The following is a 24343-nucleotide window of genomic DNA, read 5'->3' on the forward strand; positions in this document are numbered from 1 at the left end:
CATGCGCTATGATTTCGGGAAAGTATATAAAGAAATACGTGAGTCAAAAGGATTGACCCAAGAAGAGGTCTGTGGAAATGTCCTTTCAAGAACCAGCCTTTCCAAGTTTGAAAGTGGCAAGGCAACTCCCAAATATGAAAACATGGAGTTTCTTCTCCGTCAAATCAATATGAGTTTTGAAGAGTTTGAATACATCTGCCATCTCTATAAACCGAGCCAGCGAACAGAAATCATGCAAACCTATCTCAATACGAGTTCCATCTTTGGTACCAGTAGTCTAGTCAATTTATTTGAAACATGCCAAGACTATCTCAAGGTCCATCACGATCTCCCTATAGAGGAAATCAGAGATATGATGGAAGTTGTTATTTATATCCGTCAACATGGAACAGGACAACTTTCAATCCAAGTGGAACAAACGGTCAAAAAGCTTTGGGGAAAAATTGAAAAACAAGATACATGGTATGAAAGTGACCTAAAAATCCTCAATACCATCCTTTTCAGCTTTCCCATTGAACACCTCCATCTCATCACTGAACAAATCTTGCAGCGCTTGGAAGAATATAAAAACTATCGACATTTATATGAATTACGAATGGCAATCCTACTCAATCTGTCCACCATTTACTTGTACAATCAAGATAAAAATACCTGTCAACAAATCTGCTACACCTTACTAGAGGATGCTAAGAAAAAGAAAAAATACGATATTTTGGCTATTGCCTATGTTCGAATAGGTATTTGTACTAGTAATGATCATCTGCTTCAAAAGGGCTTCTCCCTTCTGGAGTTAACTGATGAAACCTCAATGCTATCTCACCTCAAAAAGGAAGTAGAGACCTGTTATCAAGCAAAGGAAATATAAAAAAGTCGAGGAAATCCCTCGACTTTTGCATCTTATTCTGCTAGTTAGTTCTTAGTACCAACCGTTGTTAAGCCAGAAGTTCTTAGCAGCTGCCCATGAACCGTAACGTCCTGCAACGTAAGCATCTGCTACACGTTCTTGGTTTTCCGCTGAGTAGTCACCGTTCAAGTATGAATCTGTCAATTGGTAACGTCCGATGTAACGTCCGTTTGTAGCTGTGTAGCTACCGCCTGATTCTTTTTGAGCGATCCATTCTTTCGCTTCTGCTTCAGATCCGCTGACGGTTGAAGTTGATGCTGAAGTTTCTGTTGTAGCAACAGTTTCTTCTGCAACAGTTACGCTTGCTGCTGGCGCTTCATAAGTTGTTGTTTCAGTAGCTGCAGGTGCTACTACTGGAGCTTCTGCTGTCGCAGTTGAAGTAGTTGAAGTTGCTGGTGCTTCACCATCAATAACCAATACTTGGTCTACATAGATCAAATGAATATCTTTAATCTTATTTTTTTCTGCCAATTTTTCAACAGTTGTATTGTATTTTTCAGCGATTCCTGATAGAGTGTCACCTGATTTTACTGTGTAAGTTGTTGTTTCTTGTGCAAAAGCAAGTGATGGTGCAAGGAAAGCAAGCGCTGCTGCTACTCCTACAAGTCCTGTTTTAATTTTGTTAGTTGTTGATTTCATATTAAAAGATTCTCCTTCTTTCTTATATTTCCATCATACCCTACTATTATTACTGTTTCTTGACGGTTTTATGTAGAAATGTTACAAGACTATGTTTTATTTCACTTAAATAGCCTCTTTTTGTTACAAAAGGCTTGATTTTAGAGGCTTTATGGGGATTTTAGATATTTTATCATGGAATTGAGCGCTTGCATCTAATCTTTGATATAATAGAGTTAAGAATCTTTTTAAGGGGAAACAGATGCAATCACTTCGTTTTCAATCTGTCTTTGATATCATTGGACCAGTCATGATTGGCCCATCTAGTAGTCACACGGCAGGAGCTGTTCGTATCGGTAAAATCGTCTCATCTATTTTTGATGATACTCCAACCGAGGTTGAGTTCCAGCTTTTTAATTCTTTTGCAAAAACCTATCGCGGACATGGAACCGATTTAGCCCTTGTCGCTGGAATTCTGGGAATGGACACAGATGATCCAGAAATTCCAAATAGTTTAGAAATCGCCCACAAGCGTGGCATCAAAATAGTCTGGACTATCCAGAAAGACAGTAATGCCCCTCACCCAAACACTACGAAAATCACTGTTAAGAATGAGCACAAGACTATCAGTGTAACAGGAATTTCAATCGGGGGTGGTAATATCCAAGTGACAGAGCTCAATGGTTTTGCGGTATCCCTCAACATGAATACTCCTACCATCATCATCGTTCATCAAGATGTTCCAGGTATGATTGCTCACGTAACAGAGGCCCTCTCTCGCTTTGACATCAATATCGCTCAGATGAATGTAACCCGAGAAAAGGCTGGCGAAAAAGCCATTATGATTATCGAAGTTGATAGTCGCAACTGTGATGAATCTATCGAAGAAATTCGTAAAATTCCTCATCTGCACAATGTCAATTTCTTTCAATAGGAGAAAATATGTTTTACTCTATCAAAGAATTAGTCCAACAAGCCGAACTTGGTTTTCAAGGCAATGTTGCTGAACTCATGATTAGGACTGAGTTTGAATTGACTGGACGCGAGCGCGAAGAAGTTCTCCTTCTCATGGAGCGCAACCTTGAAGTCATGAAGGCTTCTGTAGAACTCGGACTTAGCGAGAAGAAATCTCGTAGTGGCTTAACAGGTGGAGATGCTGCCAAGCTTGACCACTACATCAAAAAAGGAAAGACCCTATCAGACTTCACTGTCTTGTCTGCCGCCCGTAACGCCATTGCCGTTAATGAGCACAATGCTAAGATGGGTCTTGTTTGTGCGACACCGACCGCAGGTAGCGCAGGTTGTCTTCCCGCAGTTCTCACATCTGCTATTCAAAAACTCAATCTAACTCATGAACAACAACTAGACTTCTTATTCGCTGCAGGTGCTTTTGGACTCGTGATTGCTAACAACGCTTCTATCTCGGGAGCCGAAGGTGGCTGCCAGGCCGAAGTCGGTTCTGCCTCTGCTATGAGTGCCGCCGCCTTGACTCTAGCTGCTGGTGGGACACCTTATCAGGCCAGTCAGGCCATTGCCTTTGTCATTAAAAATATGCTGGGCCTCATCTGTGACCCTGTTGCCGGTTTGGTTGAAGTTCCTTGTGTCAAGCGGAATGCCATGGGAGCAAGCTTCGCCTTCATCGCAGCCGATATGGCTCTGGCTGGTATTGAATCCAAAATTCCAGTTGATGAGGTCATTGACACCATGTATCAAGTAGGATCTAGCCTCCCAACTGCCTTTCGTGAAACTGCTGAAGGGGGGCTCGCTGCCACACCGACAGGTCGTCGCCTTCAAAAAGAAATCTTCGGCGAATAATCTCAAAATAACTAGGAGAGTATATGTCATCAATTTCCGCTATTTTTTTCGATTTAGATGGAACACTTGTGGATAGTTCTATCGGAATTCACAATGGTTTCACCTATACCTTTGACCAACTTGGAGTTTCTAGTCCTGGTGCAAAAACCATTCGAGGTTTTATGGGACCCCCACTAGAAACCAGCTTTGCTAGTTGTTTGCCGGCTGAGCAGATAGAGGAAGCCATCCAGCTCTATCGTTCTTATTATAAGGAAAAAGGTGTGTACGAAGCCCAACTCTTTCCACATATCAAAGATTTACTCGTAGAACTAGCTGAGCATTATCGTCTTTATATCACTACTACGAAGAATACACCAACCGCCGTTGACATGACTAGCAATTTTGGGATTGACCACTTTTTTGATGGCATTTATGGTTCAAGCCCTCAGGCCCTACACAAGGCTGATGTCATTCGTCAAGCTCTGGAAACTCATCATCTAACTCCCGAAACAGTCGTTATTATCGGAGATACCAAGTTTGATATGATTGGTGCCCAAGAAAACGGCATTAAAAAATTAGCGGTAACCTGGGGATTCGGGGAGGAGCGAGACCTCATGGGCTATAATCCTGACTGGATTGCTCACCACCCAACAGACATTTTACACCATCTACAATTAAAACGTTAAACAAAAGACTCCCAGCCTAAAAGTTAGGTTTGGGAGCTTTTTATCTCTTCGTAACTAGGAGAATGACATTCCCCGTATTCATCCAATTATTCAAAGGGGGTAGCTTCTTCGCTTTCAACTTCTTTAGGTCTATTGATTGTTACTATTTCTACTTCCTTACTTGGCATAGCTAGCAGAACTAATAGAGCAAGACGTCCAACCATTGGAACAAAGTGAAGGAAGATGAAAGCCCAGTGGAAACCTCCATCACGCAAACGGCGAATCTTTAACGCTAAAGTAGGCAACAGAAGGAGTAAAGCTAAAATGGCATAAACCATGCATATCAGGATAACTAAAGTAAAGTTCAGAGAAGGACCCTGGTTTATCTCTTTATTGAAGATAAGGATATACAGGGGTAGGAACAAGATATGATTCATCAACCAAACCCACCAGAAGTCAGGACGTGTTGAGCGTCCTACAAAATCTACATAACCTTTTAAAAAATTTATATAAGCCCTAAACAAGATATTTCTCCTTTTTAAAAACAATATGCTATAAAGCGTACATTGTTTTAAAACACTCCCAAATCTATTCTTAGATATGGGAGTGTCAGATATTTGCTTAACAATATAAAGAAAACTCTAAAACAGATTCAATTGTAAAACCTGAACTTCTTAGTTTTTGTCTGATTCTTCGAATGGTGAAACTTCTACAATTTCTTCAGTTTCATTGATTGTTACTACTTCTACTTGTTTCGTTGGCATAGCTAACAAAGCTAAAAGGGCAAGAGGTCCAACCATAGGAATAAAAATGACAAAGATCAGAGCCCAGTGGAAACCAGCATCACGTAGACGACGAACTGTCAAAGCTAACATAGGTAACATTAAGGCTAGCCCGAAAATCATGTAGATAATAGCAATTCCACCCAAGGCCATAAGAGCAGCCTCATTTCTTGGATTTGCTAGTACCTTAAAATATGCTGAGTAAAAAGGGACAAGGAGGATCATATTTGTTAGCCAAATCCACCAATACTCTGAGCGTGTTGAACGGCCTGTAAAATCTACATAACCTTTAAAGAAATTCTTATATGCGTTAATCATAAGTTACTCCCTATTTTTTTAATTCATACGAAATGAAAATGAAAGAGCAAATTAGAAAGTTCGTTATAAACCATATCTAAGTACAGTCAAACGATGCAGACCTCATTTACTTTGATTTTCAAATAGTATAAATTTAGTTTACCATAAATGTTCAACAATGACAAGTTTGTTCAAAAATTGGTAAAGGAGTAGCAGTTATCAAGAAAAGGTATAATTCCACTCACCTCTAACATGAAGCTAGGAATCATACCTTTTTCTTTTTTAATGAATGTGAGTTGTTTCGTTAGCAAAACCGATAATAGCTTGCTTCAACTCTGAACCTTGCAAGGCACGGAATTCTTCAATCTTTTGATTGATAACTTCAAGTGGCATGACATTAACCTTACCAACAAAAATCTTATCCATGACTTGATTATCAACTAATTCAGTAGATACCAACAACTCCTCATAGAGTTTCTCACCTGGACGAATCCCCACTTCTACAATCGGAATTTCATTTTCAGTACGTCCACTAAGAAGAACCATTTTCTTGGCCAAATCATAAATCTTAACTGGTTTGCCCATATCAAGGATAAAGACTTCCCCATCTTTAGCATAAGCTCCTGCATGGATCACCAAACGGCTAGCTTCTGGAATGGTCATAAAGTAACGAGTCATACGGAAGTCTGTCACAGTCACTGGACCACCCTCTGCAATCTGACGCTCAAATACTGGAATCACACTACCACGGCTACCAAGAACATTCCCAAAACGAACCGCACAATAAGTAGATTGACTACGTTGGTTGAATCCTGTAACAATCAACTCTGCCACACGTTTGGTAGCTCCCATTACGTTTGGTGGATTAACGGCCTTATCGGTCGAAATCATAACCATCTTCGGTACCTTAGCGGCGTCAACTGCCTTGGCAACATTGTAAGTTCCGAGGATATTATTTTTAAAGGCTTCTTTTGGATTACGTTCCATCATTGGCACGTGCTTATGGGCAGCAGCGTGGTAAACAATGGCTGGTTGGTACTGCTCAAATACTTGAAGCAAGCGATCGTAGTCTTGGATGTCTGCAATCACAGGAACATAGTCAATTCCTTGGAAGCTACGAATCAATTCATGATAGATCAGATAAATGGAGTTTTCCCCATGCCCCAAGAGAACCACGCGCTCTGGATTAAAGCGACTAACCTGACGGCAAATCTCAGACCCGATAGAACCTCCTGCACCTGTTACTAAGATGGTTTTTCCAGTAATTTCTGAGCCTAGGCGTGACTCATCTAGTTGAATTTCTTTACGTCCCAAAAGGTCCGTAATATCGATTTTTTGGAAACCACCTACCTGAGGATGCAATCCTTGTACAACCGACTCAATCTTGGGCATCTTATAACACTTCAAGCCAAGTTGGTTACACATTTTTAGGATACGCTCATACTCGGATGGATCAAGAGAAGGAATCGCAACGATAACTTTTTCAATCTGATGACGTTTTGAGAGTTCTGGTAACTGTTCATAAGATCCTAAGACTGGGATTCCTCCTAGTTTTTGACCTTTTTTCTTTTCATCATTGTCCAAAACACCCACTAACTCAAGATCACTCGTAGGATGCTGGTAGCTGTTCATAAAGAGAGCTCCACCGTCTCCCGCACCAATCAAGAAGGTACGACGATGTTCCCCTTCTCCATCACTCTTTTTACGTCTAGAATAGATCAACTGCCAAGTGATACGAGGGAAGAGAATCAAGAAGGTTGTCAACAAGATAAAGAGGACAATAAAGCGCACAGAGAAAAGTGGCAAGAAGGCATAACAAAGAAGATAAGACAAGACACTGCTGACACTTACTCCGATGAATATCTTCATAAAGTCTGTGATTTTGCTATAGCGACTAATGCTGGCATTAAGCCCCCAGAATCCAATCATGATTTGATAGAAAAGGAAGGTCAAGCTAGTATAGATGACATAGTCCACAGGAGCTGGATTGATCAATCCATAAAACAAGATATAAGAAACAATGATTGAGGAAATCATGCTGGCAGCATCAAAAATCCCCCAAAAGACTTGTTTTTGTTGTTTATTTAACACTTCAACCAGATCAATTACATAATCTGTCATTTTTTTATTCATGTGAATGGTATCCTCCTACACAAAATCACATTTTCTAGTAATTACAAGACATTTTTTAAAACTGATGAGCTATTTGCTTTTTCTCAATAGTTTTAAAAAGATAAATTGTCGCACAAAGCCTGGACATAGGGCAACGACAACTTGGATTAAAACACTTTTCAGATATTCACCATAAGAAATCTGTCCACGCGCGTGCATTCTTTGACGTGCTTGGCGATAGAGTTTGAGATAACGAAGACCACCACGGCGTTCAAACATCCCCGCTCCCACGCGCACCTTACATAGAATTTGATCCACATTTCCAGTTCGAGCTCCTGCACTAATCATATTGAGCCAGAGAAGATCATCTTCCATATAAAGGCCATCCTCGTAGTTACCAGCTTTGAGCACCATTTCTTTTTTGAACATAACCGTCATATGATTAAAGGCACTTCTCATACGTTGGTAGGCAATAATATCCTCATGCTTAGTCGGTACACGACGGTAAGACACGATCTCGTCAGGTTGGTCGATAAACTCTGCGATATGACCACCTAGCAGGTCCAAGTTTTCTTTTTCCATCAATTCGAACTGTTGTTCGAAACGGTCTTCAACAGCAATATCATCTGTATCCATACGAGCAATGACGTCATATTGGCACTGTAAGACACCGTACTGAAGCGCTAAACCTAAGCCACGATTTTGCTCAAGTGGGCAACGTTTGATTGGAATACTTGACTGTGCTTCCAATTTCTCCAAAACTTGATACAGTTCAGGTGTCAGCGGACCATCTTCGACGATTACCACTTCGCTAGGTTTGAGCGTTTGATGTATGATACTCTCTACCGCCTCTTCTAGAAAGACTGGATTTTCTTTAACATAGACTGACATCAGGACGCTAAATTTACGATTTTCAGACACAGTAGTTCTCCAATGTATAGATTTTCTTTCACTATTTTATCACAATTTTTCAGACTTTCCTATTTTTATTTGAATCCCAGAAAAAAACTAGTAAATATATTGTCCTTATTTTCTATGATTTCTATCGGCTACGTAGCGAATCACGTCAGGTCAACTTGACATCTTTAGGAAAAAAAAATTAAAATAAGCTGTTATCAAAATCAGCTTATTGAGGTTCACATGAAAAAACGATCACTCTTTTTTATTCTAGGAATTATCTTAATCGGAGCGGTCTTAAGAGCTCCTTTCACAGCTTTGCCAACTGTTTTGGGAGATATTGCCCAAGGTTTAGGCGTGGAAGTTAGTTCACTTGGTGTTTTGACCAGTCTTCCTCTCTTGATGTTTGCCCTCTTCTCCTATATTGCGACTCGTTTGGCTCAAAAAATTGGACTCGAGCACCTTTTTACCTATAGTCTTATCGTATTGACCATCGGTTCAGTGATTCGTATCTTTAATCTTCCTCTACTCTATCTAGGGACTTTACTTATCGGAGCAAGTATTGCGATTTTTAACGTGCTCCTTCCTAGCGCCATTCAGGCCAATCACCCACAAAAGATTGGCTTTCTGACAACCATCTATGTGACCTCTATGGGGATTACAACGGCTCTTGCTTCCTATCTCTCTGTACCGATTACTCAAGCAAGCTCTTGGAAAGGCTTGATTCTCTGTTTATCCTTGGTCTGCCTACTAACTTTAGTTGTCTGGTTCCCCAATCATCGTCACAATCATTTTCTAAAAGGAAGTGAGAAAAAACAAAAGAAAAAGAATATCTTAAAAAACAAGGAAGTTTGGGCTATTATTGTATTCGGTGGACTTCAGTCCTTACTCTTCTATACCAGTATGACCTGGTTACCTACCATGGCAATCAGTGCTGGCTTATCTCACACAGATGCCGGTCTTTTAGCTTCTATCTTTTCTCTGACTAGTATCCCCTTCTCGATGACTATTCCAAGTTTAACGACTCGTTTGTCCAATCGTCACCGTCAAATCATGCTGACAGTCATCTCTATCGCTGGATTGCTTGGAATTGCCATGCTCTTATACCCGAGCAAGAGTTTCCTCTACTGGTTAGTAGCGCATCTCTTGATTGGTACTGCCTGTAGCGCTCTTTTCCCTTATCTCATGGTTTGCTTCTCCGTCAAAACTAGCTCCCCTGAAAAGACAGCCCAATTGTCTGGGCTTGCCCAGACCGGAGGCTACATTTTAGCCGCCTTTGGACCAACTCTCTTTGGTTACAGTTTTAATATGTTCCAGTCTTGGGTTCCAGCGGTACTGATTCTTCTAGTAATTGATATCATCATGACAATCTCCCTCTTTATGGTAGATAAAACTAAGAAAATCCTCTAAAAAGGTTTTAGAATTTACCACAGATAAACATACTTTTCAAGCCAGACTGAGTCTGGTTTTTTTGGATCTTCACAACATTTTAAAAAGTATAGATTTACCAAGCATACTGCTATTCCTACGCGCAAAAATGATATAATAAAGCTAGGAAAACTCCGGTTACAATTTATTAGCAGTAGCACTGTTTGGGTACATAAAAGATTATTACTTTGGGAATTGATAGTTGAAGCGATGCTAAAGTAGAAATTATAAACGTCTGCATTTATGATTGTTTTAATGCCATTAAGTAATTTTGATTGGATAAAAAATCTCGATTAACCAAGGACCATCGAATCATATAAGGAGAAATTTGTATGCTAGCAAAAGCAGGGGACGTATATTGTGTTTATAATTTCCATCTAAAAAAATACATAGCTTGTCAGATAACCAAGATAGAAGAGGGGGAGAAAAAGTCGCAGGCCGTCCTACTGTCATTAGACTGGTCAGGAGATCAACCTCTTAAAGAAGAAGAGCTATCTTCTTTGAAGCCACTCTATATAGATTTTATGTACTGGGAAAGAAACTTACATCTTAGTAATGTTGATATTCATGTACCGTCAAATTATATTTTTATTGGTAATACAACACCATTAACAACTGAAAGCACCAATACTTATGCTATGTTTTGGGGAAATGGTTACGATATTTATAGGCAACTGAAATGGCAAGAAATACCAAAAGAAAAAAGAGATTTATTTAAGAAAGCAGATAAAAGCAAGGAAAAAGTTTCATTTGCAGGAAATGAGTGTCGTCTCTCTAAACACAATATCAATGACGAGTGGACGCCTTTTGAAGACGCATTAGAATTAAAGGTCTTTCCTTGTTTATCTAAGTTGGCATTAACTAGATGGCACAAAAATTTATATGAATATTTGCAGTCAACTCCTTTTATTACAGAACTAGTTCTTGAGAATCATGGACAAACAAAACTGGTTTTTTCTAAGACATCCATACATCGGCTTTCCATTGATTTGACAGGCGTAGAGGAACTTAGACTGAACGATGATTTGGAGGAGCTAGTCTTATTAGGAGACATGAGCGACAATTGTCAGATCCTTGTAAAGGACCATGGAGCCAGCTTACGATTACAACTTGATCGTTCTCTACCTAAGGTACTGGGTTTAAAAGATTTAGGAGCCATCCATTGTTCGAACATCCTTGAAATAGACTTTGCACATATCTTGAATAACTATCCAAATCTTAGGGAATTAAGATTGTGGGGGAAACCTGGTCATATTCTTAATTTCCATAAATTATCAGAGTTAAAAGAGTTAGTCATATTTTCCACTGTGGATTTGTTTGGCTTTACTGCAAAAGATATTCCCAAACCAGAAGATTTACCTCGATTAAGCATGTTTTGGATGAGCAGTTTACCAGAAGAGGCCGCTAAAGTAGCCAAAAAATATTATAAAAAACAGCAAGACAAGGGACTGAATCTTTGGATAACAAAACCAAGAAAAGCTGAATGGCTAGCCCAAAACCTAGACAATCCATTTCGCTCATGGGATGGACAAGAGAATATTTCAACAGCAAACGCAAAAAAAGCAGCCTCTCTATATAGAAAGACTAGAGCAAGTGTTAGAAAGCTTCTAGAAAACCCCAACGAGGACACTATGGAACACATAGAAGCCCTCATAAGAGAATATACTCAAGGTTTCAATAAAATGGACAAGCGTAACTGTTTTATTGAAACAATCGAGAGAGAGGATATCTATGATGCCCTGGTCGAGATCTTAGATTTACTACCTGAAGATTTAGGGATGGACAAAGAAAAATTTATAGAAATCTTTGATGAGCTAAAAGATTTTTAAATGAGAAGCATTTCTAGTTCATTCTTGAAACGGAGATTATCATGACTAACTTTATACAGACTATCACAGTCGAAAATCGGCAGGTCGACAAAGAAAATTACTTTACAATTGGCTACTCTCCTGAGATAGAAAAATCTTTACTGTGTGTTTATATTTCTTGGATTGCTGGTTACGAACGCTATTACGAGTTAGATGACGGAGATTTGGCTCTCTTTGAAAGCAAACGAGAAGAATTTCTCAAAAAATATGAAAAAGAAATCAAGGCTTATCGGACTGAAAGATTGATTGGTTCTGGGGCTCTGAGGGATTACAATTTTAGTTCTTTGCCTGAGAATATCCTAAAAAACTTGGATAGCTATCCTCCATTTAACGGATATGTCTATCAAAACGGCATCCTCTGTGCCAAAATCAAGATTGAAGACAAGTATTTTTATCTTCCGCCCATTTATGATGAGGATTACAGATAAGCATTGCCTTAAAGTAATGCAAAACAGCCTCCAATCTTCTAGTTTTTGCTAGAAGATTTTTTATATATAAAATTTTTACACATATTACTTGACAGGGCTTACATTTAGATGTATGATGTATGTGTAGAATAATTATATATAAAATTTTTACATACTAAAAAAGGAGGTGCCCCATGTATTTTCCAACATCAGCGGCTTTGATTGAATTTCTCATCTTGGCCATTCTAGAACAAGGGGATTCCTATGGTTATGAGATTAGCCAAACCATTAAACTCATTGCCAAAATCAAGGAATCTACCCTCTACCCCATCTTGAAAAAACTGGATACCAACCGCTATCTGACTACATACTCTCGCGAATACCAAGGTCGGATGCGGAAGTACTACTCCTTGACAGAGATTGGGGAGGAGCAACTATTTGTACTCAGAGAAGAGTGGACACTCTACACTGACACGATCAATGGCATCATAGAAGGGAGCATTCGCCATGACAAGAACTGAATATTTGAATCAGCTTGAAGCCTATCTGATGAAGCTTCCTCAATCTGATCGCATCGAAGCCATGGACTACTTCAAAGAACTCTTTGATGATGCTGGTCCAGAAGGTGAGGAAGACCTAATAGCTAGCCTGGGAAGTCCAAAAGAAGCTGCCCATGATGTCCTGACTACACTTCTTGATAAGAAAATCAACGAAGAAAATTCCAGTAAGAACGACCGCCATATTTTACGCATCGCTCTACTAGCCCTTCTTGCAGCGCCTATCGGAATTCCGGTCGGAATTGCTCTTCTCATGGCTATCATCGGCATTTTTATCGCCGCTGTCAGCGTACTTATAGCCTTCTTTGCTGTTTCAGCAGCTGGGATGGTTCTCGGAGCTGTTCTCCTATTTGAAAGCTTCTACATTCTGGCTGAATCTACATCTGCTTTTGTGCTGATTTTTGGTGGTGGTTTACTGGCGATCGGAGCTTCATCCCTAGTCTTACTAGCCACTTCTTACGTAACACGTTTCTTTGGATTACTAGTCCTTCGACTTATCCAATGGATTCTTAATAGAGGAAAGAGAGGTGAAAGACATGCGTAAATGGACAAAAGGATTTCTTATCTTTGGTGTTGTCACCAGTATCATTGGTTTTTCCATGATGATCATCGGTATCCAAACAGATGGTGTCAGAAGCCTCCTTGCAATGTCTCAAAATCCAGTATTTGAAAGTCGAATGGAAGAGCTCGTTTTTGATCAAGATATTGAAAATCTAAACATCTCACTGACAGAACATTCGCTCGTCATTACGGAGTCAAACGATGATAAGATTCACATCCAGTATCATCCAACCATCTCTGAAAAAGAAAATCTTCAACACTCTATCAAAGAGAAAAGTCTTGAAATAACTGATACCAAATCAACTACACGTCGCTCTATAGGTTCTAGTATCGAAGGTATCCTCTTTATCGCAAGCGGAATTTCCAGCCGCAATGATGAAGTTGTTCTCTCATTACCAAGAGGAAGAGAATTAAAAAATCTAACTGCCCAGGTAAACCATCGTATCCTTTCAATTGCCAATGCAAAACTCAGCAATGCCAAGATTCTGTCAAATGGCTATCTTCTTCGTATCACTGATAGCGAGATTAAAAATAGCCAACTGATCACAACTGGAATTGTCAATGTATTTGAAACCAGTCTAACAGATAGCCGCATCCAAGCGGATCATGAACATATCAAGGCAGACGATATCCAAGTGCATGGGAGAGTGGAATTCGAGGCAAGAAAAGATATTTCACTCGAGTTATCCCAAAAGGAACTTGATCGAATCAATGTTGAGTTTTCTGCTGAACATGGTGATATCTATCGTTGGCATCGAGACAGACGTGACATACCTACGGGAGGTAGTAAAGGTGAAGCATTAGCGAACCCTTACAAAACAGAAAAAAAAGATACGCAAGATCTCCTCGTCGCAAAATCGAATCAAAGTATCTATTTCCCATAATAAGATCGCTTGCTTTCTTATAGAAATCATGAATAAAGACAACCAGTAGTTACTACTCAAAAATTAATCAAAAAAGGGAGGTCTATTATGACTCAAGAATGGTTTGAAAGTGCTGATTTCGAAAAAACAGCCAACAATGATAAAAAAGATAACCCATCCGACTCAGTTCTCCTTGAAGAAGATGCAGAGACAAGAGAAGAGGAGTCAGTAGTTGAGGAAAATCCTCAAGCCAACCCAGAAGATAAGGAAACTAGTGAGGAAACTGTAGAGACTGAAGAGCTCGATGAAAAATTAGAAAAGATAGACGAGTCAGAAGAACCTGTTAAAGAAGCTTCTCAGAAAAGTCAATCTTTGACTAGCAAGTCTTTGGAAAGCCCATTTTTACCAGATTCTGCATCTACAAAAACAGCAGTATTTGCAGTTTTCAAAGAAGAACTGGCTGATCAGTGGGTTTGGCTACAAGGAGCCCTTAAAGAACCGACAGCAAGCATTGATACAGATAAAAAACATAGTTATAATGCCTTTGCACTCCTAACTATCTTTTCTGCTCTTAGTTTCTTCTGTGCGATTTATCATATCAAGCATGACTACTACGGCCATATGGCGGCTATCAACTCTCATGCCGTCGAGCAGTTCCCTTCACTGAATCTCTTTTCTATCTTCTCCATCTTGGTAGCGACAAGCTTATTCTTCTTTTCTATCCTTATGGGTGGATTCGTGGTTAAACGTTTTGTCAATCAGGATAATGACTGGACACTGGAAAAAGCCTTGCAAGAGTACAGCAGACTCTTCGCCCTTCCTATCCTGCTCACGGGTATCGCGAGTTTCTTTGCCTTCTTTAATAGTCTACGTTTTGCGGCTCTTCTTTGCCTCATTAGCATTGGTCTGGTACTTCTTGCCAACTTCTATACCATCTCAAGACCAAGTAAAGATAGCCAAACTGACTCCTTCTATCGCCTTCTCTTAGCATTTCTAGTTAACGGTGGTATCCTATTTCTCTTCTTCCTAGCAGAAATGACTCTGGTTTTTGAATATCTACGAATCCTAGCTTTTATGTAAGATAAAGGTAGCGAGATAGAAAGATATTAGTTTTAGGGGATTTTTACTATAAAATTTTAGAAATAAAAAAGCGAACAAGACAGAATTCTGATAATCAGAAAACTAATCTTGTTCGCTTTTTAACTTTATAGAAACTTTTGTCACAGATTCCTTATTTATCTATTTGCTAAAGCTTCAAAATCCTCTCCTGAAACAGGTCCTACCTCTACTTGGTTGGCATCCAAGTCCTGACAAAGTTCCTTTGGAAGAGCTTCTAAAAAGGCTTGGTAATCCAGTCTAGCTACCGCTTCATAGTCTTCAGGCTTAGAACCATCTCCAGAGATTTTCACCAGGTCAATCTCCCATACAAGATCCTTACCAACCAACTGCTCAACATAAGGCACAGGAACAACAGGACCTTTTGGCAAAATAGTCTTTACTCCTTGAGCCAGGTGGTAGATTCCATGAACCTTACCCTCACTATCTGGGTAGAATTTAGCACTTGCAGGATAAGCATCTGACCCTTGAACCCTCTTAACTAGCTCTTCAAAACGTGCCAAGCCATCTTCTTCTAGGAAGCTTTCTAAGTCCTTCTTATCAAAGTAAATAGTTGATAGAATTCCTTGGCAGAAGGCCAAACGAGCATTCTTATCAGCTAGATAGTTTTTAACAGTTTCTTGGAAATAGTTTTCCAAATCAAAGTCTGACAAACCTTCAACAGATTCACCAACCTTGCTAGACAAGGCTTGCAAGAGAGCTTCTACAATCACCCAGTCAGCTCTTGTAATCAGGTCAGGAATGATCACTTGATAGCCTTTTTGAGCGTCTACATAACGAACTTTAAAGAGAAATTGAGACTTGCCTATGATTCCACACTCGATATACTCAAGGCGATTGAGGGGTTGACGAAGATAAACAGCATCATAACTATGTGACTCTAAGCCATCTACTAGGGCCAAGACTGACTTAGCTGTTAAAATCTCCTGTTGTCCTAAAATGCTTTGTTTATTTGGAATAAAAAATGTTTTCACCATAAATGGTCTCCTTTGAAATCGTTTACATATAGTATACACCATTTTCCTGAAAGATGCAGAAACAAATTTAAGATTTTTTGGTCAAAAGCATAGAAAAACAGCCCGTCAGGACTGTTGATACTATTATACGACTTCAGAATGATCTAGGTTCTCACCAATCGCTGATAGACGCTCGATGACTTGGTCTTGTGTCAATTCATGTTCTAAAACATAGCGATTACGTGGGTGAACACGGCACTCGTGTGAGCAACCACGGAGATATTTATCTTCGTTGTCTTCTGATGCCAAGATACGACGGTTACAGAATGGATTTCCACAGTTGACATAGCGTTCACATGGTGTTCCATCAAACCAATCTTTCCCTACAATGGTTGGATTGACATGGTTGACATCGACTGCAATACGTTCATCAAAAACGTACATTTTCCCATCCCAAAGTTCCCCTTGAACTTCTGGGTCTTTCCCGTAAGTGGCGATTCCTCCGTGCAATTGGCCAACATCTTTGTAGCCTTCACGGACCATCCAACCTGAAAATTTCTCACAGCGGACTCCACCTGTACAGTAAACAACGACACGTTTATCCATGAATTTTTCCTTGTTATCACGGACCCATTGTGGCAATTCACGGAAGTTGCGGATATCCGGACGGATAGCTCCACGGAAATGACCAAGATCGTACTCGTAGTCATTCCGAGTATCAAGGACAACTGTATCTTCGTCTAGAAGAGCTTCTTTGAATTCTTTTGGAGACAAGTAAGCACCTGTTGTTTCAAGTGGGTCGATGTCGTTGTCAAAGTTATCATCCTCTAAACCAAGGTGGACAATCTCTTTCTTGTAGCGAACAAACATCTTCTTGAAGGCTTGCGCACTTTCTTCGTCAATCTTGAACCAGAGGTCTTCCATACCTGGAAGGCTATGAACGTAGTCCATGTATTTTTGCGTTGTTTCGTAGTCACCAGAAACGGTTCCGTTGATCCCTTCGTCAGCCACTAGGATACGGCCCTTGAGCCCGATAGACTTACAGAAAGCCAAATGGTCTGCAGCAAATTGCTCTGCATTTTCAATTGGAGTATAAAGGTAGTATAGTAAGACACGAATATCTTTTGACATAAGATTGATTCTCTTTTCTAAGATTAAATTATCAGAATTTTTCATTCAACTATACCAGTATACTCTCCCAGGAAAGCGAATGCAATTTATTTGACTGAAAATTGAAAACAAGACCATTTTCAGATCTTGTTTCAGCTAAATATTCGATGAAGAAACGTTAACAAAAATGGTAAGGTCGCAACGATATTATTAGTAACATGGACTGCATAGCTAGGATAGATACTCTTGGTATAACGAGTTAATCCAGCACAACATACTCCAAATGTCGAAAAAACAAGAATATCTAAGAAATTTGGAAAGCTAGAAAAGTGAGGAAGAGCAAACAAAACCGAAGGAAGAATCAGGTCAAGTCCAAGCTTCGAATCTTTAAAGAAGGCGTGTTGGAACAAACCCCTATAAATCAACTCTTCCATCAGAGGACCTAGGAAAAATAAGGTCAGGTAGAGCCCCAACTCGGCAAAGTTTGTCCCACTATAGCCGATTAGTACAGCCCAGCCTTCAGAGGTTGACTGTACATGTCTTGCCGTTTGAAAATTAAAAGATATGCAAAGTACAGTTACGAAAACCGTCAAAACTGTATACCATAGCCATTTTTTCTTTGGAATAACAAAAAGATATCCATGGCCTGTCTTGACTAGTATCCAAATCATGAGGCCAATAAAGACAAGACTGATAAGATTTTTAATCCAGAAAAAATTCCCAATCTGAGAAGAAAATTGCCAGTAATTTTGGACCACAAGTGTTAGCTGAGAGAGTCCATATATGAAAAATAAGTAGGATAAGATTGCACTGATTTTAAAGAGTAGATGGTATTTTTTCATGTGTCTGCGTCCAACGTTATATGTAAGAGTAAATATATGATTTTGAATACAAATAATTATATGTAAATACTTTAAAAAGAATCACCACCTTATCTAGAAAGTTCCAGACAAGGCAGTGATTGCAATTTTTAGGAATGAATACACGAAATCAATCTATCTTAAGATTTTTTGTTTTTCAAGAATTCGTCGTATTGTTTTTGCATTTCATCCAATACTTTTTGGTAAGCACCTTCAGATTTAAGTTTTTCCATCAATTCTGGAATAGCTTTTTCTGGATCTACAGTACCAGTGTTGATAGCTGTATCGAATTGTTGCATAGTGTTAGTGATAGCTGAGATTTCAGATTTCACGTTGTCAGTGTTAAAGATGAATCCAAGCGCTGGAGATTCTTTTGCAGTTTCCAAGTCTTTCTTAGATTGTGCAATTTGTTCATCTGTAACGTTTTCGTTGATGTAAAGAATCCAGTTGTTACCAGTGTTCCATCCTGACATGTGAGTGTTTCCTTTGTATCCGTCAAGGACTTTAACACGGTTTTCTTTACCTGCTACTTTTTCCCAGTTCTTGCCTTCTGGACCATAAACAAGGCCGTTCAAGAGTTCTGGGTTAGTGTTCAAGAGGTTCAACACTTCCATTGCTTTTTCTTTGTTCTTAGAGTTGTTTGAGATTACAAAGTTAGCAACTTGAGTTGTTTGGTTTTTCTTGATGAAGTTAGTAAATGGTTTGATTTGGATGTCTCTGTTAGCAACACGAGAAAGCAAGCTGCTACCGTAGTCAGCTGGTCCTACTGTTTCTTCGCGAGCAAACCAAGTATCTTGAGTAAGGTCATATGAAGTTTCGCTTGTTGCTACGTCTTTTGGAATGTATCCTGCTTCATAGAATTTGTGAAGAGTCTTCAAGTGTTCTACGAAACGAGGAACTTCGTAACGGTTTACGATCTTAGTAGTGTCGCCTTCAAGATCGATGACGAATGGAAGTCCGTTTGCAACTGGGTAGTCAAAGTTTTCTGATGGAATAAAGTTTTTACCAACAGCAAATGGCATTACATCTGGAGCTTTTTCTTTGATTTGTTTCAATACTGGTTCAAGTGTTTCGTATGAAGTTACACCTGAGATATCAATTCCATATTTTTCAAGAAGTGGGCCGTTGAAGGCAAAGTTTTGTGAAGATGCAACGTTGGCTGCAACTGGAACAGAATAAATCTTACCGTTTACAGTGTTACCTTTGATGTAAGCTGGGTCAAGTGCTTTGTAAAGGTCAGCTCCTTCTTTCTTGTACAATTCTGTCAAGTCAGCATAAGCACCTTTTTGAGCGTTTACGACATAGTTATCTGCAAAGGCGATATCATAGTTTTCACCTGATGAAGTGATAACTGACATTTTCTTGCTGTAGTCACCCCAACCAAGGTATTGGATATCCAATTTAGCGCCAACTTTTTCTCCGATGATTTTGTTTGCATTTTCTAGCAATTCATCCAAGTTATCTGGTTTGTCACCGATTTGATACATTTTGATAACAGTCTTATCACCTGATGATGATGATTCAGCAGCTTTTTGGTTGTTTCCTTTAAGGTTTCCACAAGCTGCAAGGCTAGCAGCTAAAGCGACAAGGCTAGCAGATGCAAAAGCATATTTTTTCCAGTTTTTCATTATAAAAACTCCTTTTTTTATTTTTAAAGTTATTAACAAAATTAGATTCTTGATTTTCCTTTGCCAGAAAAATCAGAGTTAGAAAAGAAACATTGTTTCTTAAATATCCTTACTCTTTAACACCACCGATGGTCAATCCTTTTACAAAGTAGCGTTGGAAGAATGGGTAGAGGATCGCAATCGGAACAGTCGCAACAACAACCATGGCCATACGACCTGTTTCTTTTGGTAGGGCAACTGCAAGCTGTCCTGACATACCAACTGACTTAGCAATGTAATCCATGTTGTTCTGGATTTGCATGAGCAAATATTGCAATGGATACAAGTTATCACTCTTGATGTAAAGAAGGGCGTTAAACCAGTCATTCCAGAAGCCAAGCGCTGTCAATAGTGTGATCGTTGCGATACCTGGTAATGACAGTGGTAAACAGATTTGGAAGAAGATACGAGCTTCACTAGCTCCATCGATACGAGCTGATTCGAGGATTGCTTCTGGGATGGTTTTCTTGAAGAAAGAACGCATCAACATGATGTTGAATGGTGATAGAAGCATTGGAACAATCAAGGCCCAAATGGTATCACCAAGGTGAAGCAATTGAGTCACTACGATATAGCCTGGTACCAAACCAGCGTTGAACAACATACTAAGAAGAGCGAAGATTGTAAAGAATTTACGATACTTAAATGTTGAACGCGAGATGGCATAGGCATAAGTTGTCGTGATAAAGACGTTTGTCAATGTACCGACAACTGTCACAAACACTGAGATAAAGAGTGCTTGTAAAATCTTATCTTTGAACTGAGCCAAAAACTCAAAACCATCTAATCCAAACTGTGATGGGAAGAAGCTATATCCATATTGAACGATACTCTTCTCATCTGTAACTGAGATAATGATTACAAAGATGAAAGGCAAGATACAAGAGAAGGCCAGCAAACCAGATATGATACTAAAGAAGATATCTGCTTTCTTGCTGAAGGAGTGTATGCCAACATTATCAATTTTTTCTTTTTGAATTTTTTTTGCCATATGCTCCTCCTTTCTAGAATAGTGCCGAGTTAGGATCAACACGTCTTGCAAGTAAGTTTGATAGAATAACCAGAATCAAACCAACGACTGACTGATAGAGACCGGCTGCTGATGCCATACCGATATCTGCTGTCTGAGTCAAACCGTTAAAGACGTAGACGTCCAATACGTTTGTTACGCTATAGAGCTGACCAGCGTTGTGAGGGATTTGGTAGAAGAGACCGAAGTCTGCACGGAAGATGTTTCCGACTGCAAGGATGGTCAATACTGTCACAAGTGGTGTTAACTGAGGGATGGTTACGTTACGGATACGTTGCCATTTGCTAGCACCGTCCACTGTTGCTGCTTCGTAGTAGGTTGGATCAATACCCATGATCGTTGCATAGTACATAACACTACTGTATCCAAAGCCTTTCCAAATTCCTAGGAAGAGGAGAAGATAAGGCCAGATACTGATGTCAGCGTAGAAGTTAATCCCCTTCATGCCAAGAGCTTCTAAGGTGTGGTTAATAAGCCCTTTATCGATATTTAGGAAAGCATCTGTAAAGAAACTGATGATAACCCAAGATAGGAAGTAAGGGAATAACATAGATGTTTGGTAAATTTTAACCATTTGCTTAGAGCGAAGTTCACTAAGGATAATAGCGATACCAACTGACACGATCAAACCGATAAAGATAAATCCAAGGTTGTAAAGGACAGTGTTTCGAGTGATGACAAAGGCATCTTTGGAACTAAACAAGAATTTAAAGTTATCTAGTCCGACCCATTTACTATTTATAATACTGTGAACGAATCCTTCACCAGTCATATGGTAGTCTTTGAAGGCAACCACATTTCCAAATACTGGGATGTAGAAGAATAAAATCAACCATAATGTCCCTGGTAAAACCATTAAGAGAAAAATCCAATTATCTCTCAAAGTTTTTGAAAACTTGTTCATAATTTCCTCCCTTTTTATTTTTCTAAAACTTGATAATCTCACATTTTTTAGATTTGATAACGTTTACAAAAATAGTATACTCTTATTTTAAGGATAGTTTAAACTACTAATTATAGAAAAAACTCCACAAATTATTTTATGTGGAGAACTTTTTTATATAAGAATAGGTTTCACGAGAAACTTTCTTTCTGAATAGAATTTTCCTAGGTTGTATAAATAGTTGAAGCTGTCGCAATGGTATGCCACTGGTTAGCTGTTGTTGCTGCGAAGTCCTTGTCTGCGTAGAAGTCAGTAAATGGAAGAATCTCTACTTCTAGTTCGTCAATACGAGAGATTTCGCCTGCTAGGTAGTTTTCAATGCGACTTTCTGCTCGCTTGATCCGCTGCAAGAGTCCACCCATACGGATATCTACTGTATCCAAACCAAAGACCTTGTTTTCTTTCAACCATTGCTGGCTAAAGAGCTTGTGGAAGTTTTCAATCTGGCTTCTTAATTTTGGTAATTCTTCCCTAGCAATTTGTTTCAAGCTGTCTTTATCACCTGCTTGATAGGCTTGACGAATGCGTCGGCCTACATCAACCTTGCCACTTAAAATAGCATTTAACTGGGCCTGAGTTTCGAAAAGATAAGCGTAGGTACCTGCTTTTTCTTTAATGTCAGAAAGAGTCTCAGCTGCCTGGGCAAAGTGTGGTTTATCCTGTTCAGGGGTCATGTGCTTATCAAGGATTGGGCAGAGAACATCCTGATAAAAGGTATAGCGGTTAGGGTTGATACCATGTATATTACCTGGCAGGTCTGGTAAGAGGTTGGCAAGGTCAAGCTGCATAAAGTCCTCAACGGATAGACCTGTATTGGTTTTGAAATGTGCAGACAAACGGTCTAGGTCATTGCGGTAGCAGAGTTCTGCCCAAATTTGCAAGCTTGGCAGAATAGAGAACTGAGCTGTTTCACCACCATTATCTCCCCAACCAGTCACGATGACTTCTTTGATCTGATTAGCACGGCAGGCTTTGTTTGCTTCGATAGCGATGAGACGACTGAAATGGTTGTGTGGTGTGAAACCAATCCACTTCCAAGCACCACCTGCAAAGGCAATATCCTGGCTAATCTTGTGGTGGTTGTTAAAGTTACGGTTGTATTTTTCTTCGCTATCCTGATAATAATCCCAGTAAACCAAGGTCACACGGTCTTTTAGACGGTCAAGATAAACGCGTGTTTCCTCTGGAATTTCGACATCACGGTCGTACTGGCCATCTGCTGACATTAGTTTGAAGAACATATCGCTCCACATCTGGCAGTGGAAACCATACTTGTCTGCAATATCCAGCACGCGCTCCAAATGTTGGCACATGAGGAGGCTACGGTCCACAACACCGTTTAAGATAAGATAGCGTCCCAAACCAACCAAGTGGGCTTCGTCCATGCCGATATTGACCTTGCGTGTTTGTAGTTTAGACAAAGTAGCAAACATGCCGTCGATTAGGTCGTAAACTTTTTCTTCGCCGATGAGGAGAATGTCCTCTACATCACGAAGTTGCTGGACTTCTTTGACACCCCATTTGACAAAGGCTGACAAGTGGGCCAAGGTCTGAATACAAGGTACAAAAGTCATGTCAAACTGCTGGGCATAGGCTTCGATTTCCTGTAATTCTTCAGCTGAATAAGCCCCACGGAAATAACCAAAATAGGGTTGTCCTTCAATCTGATAGGTGTCTTCCATGTAGAGCTCAAAGGTTGAATAACCCATGAGAGCCAAGACTTCAATCATCTGCTTGGCAGATGCAACATTTAGAACCGCATTACGGGAACAATCCGCCATGTAGGCTAAATCTTCATAAGCCGCTTGCTCCTCAATCTCCACCTTGTCACCTTCTGCTAATGCTGTTGCGAGAACCGATAAGGCGCGATAGAGTTGGTGAGGTTTGCGATAAGTCAATTGATATTCTCCGCCCTCACCCTTGATAGAGATAGAAGCTTGGTCAGACTGAGCGACTGCCACTTCTACATCTGGTAGAGAAATGTGCTTTTGAAGTAAGTCTATAGCTTGCTGTTGTTTACTGCTAATTCCAGTAAAATTTACCATTGGTTTTCCTCCTGTAACCAGTTGACAAGGGCACCGTAGAGATTGGCATCTGCCTGATAGGTGCAAGCTTGGATCACTGGCGCAATTGTATACTCTTCATATCTTTCCACAAAGGAGTCTACTGCTTTTTGTACACCCTTGATAAAATCAGGGTTCTGACTGATAGAGCCACCTAGGCTAATGACATCTGGGTCGATCAGGTACTGAATATTGAGTAGTCCTTGAGCTAGATTACGATTCATACGCTCAATAGCTTCTTGACAAAGGGCATTACCTGCTGCAGCCTCTTGATAAACCTTACGGCCATCCCAGACTGACTGACCTGATTTTTCAATGACATAGCGAACCATGTTTCCTGTAGAAGCTAGTTGTGACCAGTTATTAAGTTTTTCTGCTGGTTCGATAGTTGTCATGTAACCAAACTCTCCACCCAAGCCATGGCGACCACGGTGAATTTTGCCATTGATAATCATGGCTCCACCGATCCCTGTACCAATAACGACACAGGCTGCATTTTCAATCTCAGGATGAGCTAGCAGTTCACTAAGTCCAACACAGTTGGCATCATTTTCTAGATGGACAGGGAGTTGGTGATGAGCAAGGGCCTGGTACCATGAAAATCCATGGATATAAGGAATGGCACTAATTCCCTCAATCACTCCTGTTTCTTGATTGACCGCTCCTGGAACACTCATAGCAATCCCACGATAGTCCTGTTCTGACAAGCGTTGGTCCAACCAAGCCAATAAATCTTCTAGAGTTTCTGGAGTTGGGGTGCTGGTCTTATCTAAAATCTTTCCATCAGGAGTTAGACTAGCAAACTTAATGCCAGTTCCTCCGATATCAATCGTTGCAATGGTCAT

Annotated in this window: 24 protein-coding genes; 11 read left to right on the top strand and 13 right to left on the bottom strand. The window is 39.9% G+C overall.

The genetic code is table 11. The features are described from left to right. Position 1 precedes the first annotated feature (1 nt). Positions 2-865, top strand: a complete 864-nt coding sequence (locus ACESOD_RS09025; RefSeq protein WP_373095242.1) for a helix-turn-helix domain-containing protein — start codon at positions 2-4, stop codon at positions 863-865. Between the two features lie 51 nt (positions 866-916). On the opposite strand, the gene ACESOD_RS09030 is transcribed toward ACESOD_RS09025, so the two are convergent. Next, complete coding sequence (locus tag ACESOD_RS09030; protein WP_373095245.1) at positions 917-1543, bottom strand: LysM peptidoglycan-binding domain-containing protein; 627 nt, start codon at positions 1541-1543, stop codon at positions 917-919. 241 nt (positions 1544-1784) lie between these two features. Between ACESOD_RS09030 and sdaAB the strand changes: the two genes are divergently transcribed. From sdaAB to ACESOD_RS09045, 3 genes are read left to right on the top strand one after another with little or no spacing between them, the layout of a single operon-like run. Beyond that, positions 1785-2456, top strand: coding sequence for an L-serine ammonia-lyase, iron-sulfur-dependent subunit beta (gene sdaAB / locus ACESOD_RS09035; RefSeq protein WP_001191178.1), 672 nt, complete (start codon positions 1785-1787; stop codon positions 2454-2456). A gap of 8 nt (positions 2457-2464) precedes the next feature. After that, positions 2465-3337: an L-serine ammonia-lyase, iron-sulfur-dependent, subunit alpha gene (sdaAA, locus tag ACESOD_RS09040; protein ID WP_373095248.1), complete on the top strand. Its 873-nt coding sequence runs from the start codon at positions 2465-2467 to the stop codon at positions 3335-3337. A gap of 23 nt (positions 3338-3360) precedes the next feature. Then, entirely contained in the window at positions 3361-4002 is a 642-nt protein-coding gene (locus ACESOD_RS09045) for an HAD hydrolase-like protein (RefSeq protein WP_373095251.1), read from the top strand. 86 nt (positions 4003-4088) lie between these two features. On the opposite strand, the gene ACESOD_RS09050 is transcribed toward ACESOD_RS09045, so the two are convergent. From ACESOD_RS09050 to ACESOD_RS09065, 4 genes are all read right to left on the bottom strand, one after another. Beyond that, positions 4089-4505, bottom strand: a complete 417-nt coding sequence (locus ACESOD_RS09050; RefSeq protein WP_373095254.1) for a DUF805 domain-containing protein — start codon at positions 4503-4505, stop codon at positions 4089-4091. Positions 4506-4655: 150 nt separating this feature from the next. After that, positions 4656-5081: a DUF805 domain-containing protein gene (locus tag ACESOD_RS09055; RefSeq protein ID WP_373095257.1), complete on the bottom strand. Its 426-nt coding sequence runs from the start codon at positions 5079-5081 to the stop codon at positions 4656-4658. 261 nt (positions 5082-5342) lie between these two features. Next, entirely contained in the window at positions 5343-7193 is a 1851-nt protein-coding gene (locus tag ACESOD_RS09060; RefSeq protein WP_373095260.1) for a polysaccharide biosynthesis protein, read from the bottom strand. Positions 7194-7262: 69 nt separating this feature from the next. Then, a complete protein-coding gene (locus ACESOD_RS09065; protein WP_004251041.1) occupies positions 7263-8093 on the bottom strand; it encodes a glycosyltransferase in 831 nt (276 codons plus the stop codon). 219 nt (positions 8094-8312) lie between these two features. On the opposite strand from ACESOD_RS09065, the gene ACESOD_RS09070 reads away from it, so the two are divergent. From ACESOD_RS09070 to ACESOD_RS09100, 7 genes are all read left to right on the top strand, one after another. Next, positions 8313-9479 carry a CynX/NimT family MFS transporter gene (locus ACESOD_RS09070; RefSeq protein WP_373095264.1) on the top strand — a complete coding sequence of 389 codons (1167 nt, stop codon included), beginning with the start codon at positions 8313-8315 and terminating at the stop codon, positions 9477-9479. Between the two features lie 350 nt (positions 9480-9829). Further along, complete coding sequence (locus ACESOD_RS09075; RefSeq protein ID WP_373095267.1) at positions 9830-11326, top strand: gliding motility protein; 1497 nt, start codon at positions 9830-9832, stop codon at positions 11324-11326. A 41-nt stretch (positions 11327-11367) separates the two neighbouring features. Further along, entirely contained in the window at positions 11368-11793 is a 426-nt protein-coding gene (locus ACESOD_RS09080) for a hypothetical protein (protein ID WP_373095270.1), read from the top strand. A gap of 173 nt (positions 11794-11966) precedes the next feature. Further along, on the top strand, positions 11967-12293 hold the full coding sequence (locus ACESOD_RS09085) for a PadR family transcriptional regulator (protein ID WP_006149048.1): 327 nt from the start codon (positions 11967-11969) through the stop codon (positions 12291-12293). After that, the gene (locus ACESOD_RS09090) at positions 12280-12873 is read left to right on the top strand and encodes a DUF1700 domain-containing protein (protein WP_049530316.1); all 594 of its coding nucleotides are present in this window, start codon (positions 12280-12282) and stop codon (positions 12871-12873) included. Before ACESOD_RS09085 ends, ACESOD_RS09090 begins: the two co-directional genes overlap by 14 nt. Then, positions 12866-13774, top strand: a complete 909-nt coding sequence (locus tag ACESOD_RS09095; protein ID WP_373095274.1) for a DUF4097 family beta strand repeat-containing protein — start codon at positions 12866-12868, stop codon at positions 13772-13774. The genes ACESOD_RS09090 and ACESOD_RS09095 overlap by 8 nt, the downstream gene beginning before the upstream one ends. Before the next feature lie 87 nt (positions 13775-13861). After that, a complete protein-coding gene (locus ACESOD_RS09100) occupies positions 13862-14833 on the top strand; it encodes a DUF6574 domain-containing protein (protein ID WP_373095277.1) in 972 nt (323 codons plus the stop codon). Positions 14834-14988: 155 nt separating this feature from the next. Here ACESOD_RS09100 and ACESOD_RS09105 read toward each other — a convergent pair whose 3' ends face one another. The 8 genes from ACESOD_RS09105 to ACESOD_RS09140 form a co-directional block, all read right to left on the bottom strand. Continuing rightward, positions 14989-15846 (bottom strand): DUF4299 family protein, encoded by an 858-nt coding sequence (locus tag ACESOD_RS09105; protein ID WP_373095280.1) that lies wholly within the window; start codon positions 15844-15846, stop codon positions 14989-14991. 123 nt (positions 15847-15969) lie between these two features. Continuing rightward, positions 15970-16956: an oxygen-dependent tRNA uridine(34) hydroxylase TrhO gene (gene trhO / locus ACESOD_RS09110; protein ID WP_373095283.1), complete on the bottom strand. Its 987-nt coding sequence runs from the start codon at positions 16954-16956 to the stop codon at positions 15970-15972. A 131-nt stretch (positions 16957-17087) separates the two neighbouring features. After that, positions 17088-17777: a CPBP family intramembrane glutamic endopeptidase gene (locus ACESOD_RS09115; RefSeq protein WP_373095286.1), complete on the bottom strand. Its 690-nt coding sequence runs from the start codon at positions 17775-17777 to the stop codon at positions 17088-17090. 158 nt (positions 17778-17935) lie between these two features. Further along, positions 17936-19423, bottom strand: a complete 1488-nt coding sequence (locus ACESOD_RS09120; protein ID WP_000800381.1) for an ABC transporter substrate-binding protein — start codon at positions 19421-19423, stop codon at positions 17936-17938. A gap of 109 nt (positions 19424-19532) precedes the next feature. Then, on the bottom strand, positions 19533-20453 hold the full coding sequence (locus ACESOD_RS09125) for a carbohydrate ABC transporter permease (RefSeq protein ID WP_006149055.1): 921 nt from the start codon (positions 20451-20453) through the stop codon (positions 19533-19535). 13 nt (positions 20454-20466) lie between these two features. Further along, entirely contained in the window at positions 20467-21396 is a 930-nt protein-coding gene (locus ACESOD_RS09130) for an ABC transporter permease (RefSeq protein ID WP_049530327.1), read from the bottom strand. A gap of 203 nt (positions 21397-21599) precedes the next feature. Beyond that, a complete protein-coding gene (locus ACESOD_RS09135; RefSeq protein ID WP_373095291.1) occupies positions 21600-23480 on the bottom strand; it encodes a beta-N-acetylhexosaminidase in 1881 nt (626 codons plus the stop codon). Continuing rightward, positions 23474-24343 (bottom strand): ROK family protein, encoded by an 870-nt coding sequence (locus ACESOD_RS09140; RefSeq protein WP_373095294.1) that lies wholly within the window; start codon positions 24341-24343, stop codon positions 23474-23476. Before ACESOD_RS09140 ends, ACESOD_RS09135 begins: the two co-directional genes overlap by 7 nt.

The organism is Streptococcus oralis (assembly GCF_964238205.1).
Classification (GTDB): Bacteria; Bacillota; Bacilli; order Lactobacillales; family Streptococcaceae; genus Streptococcus; species Streptococcus oralis_CZ.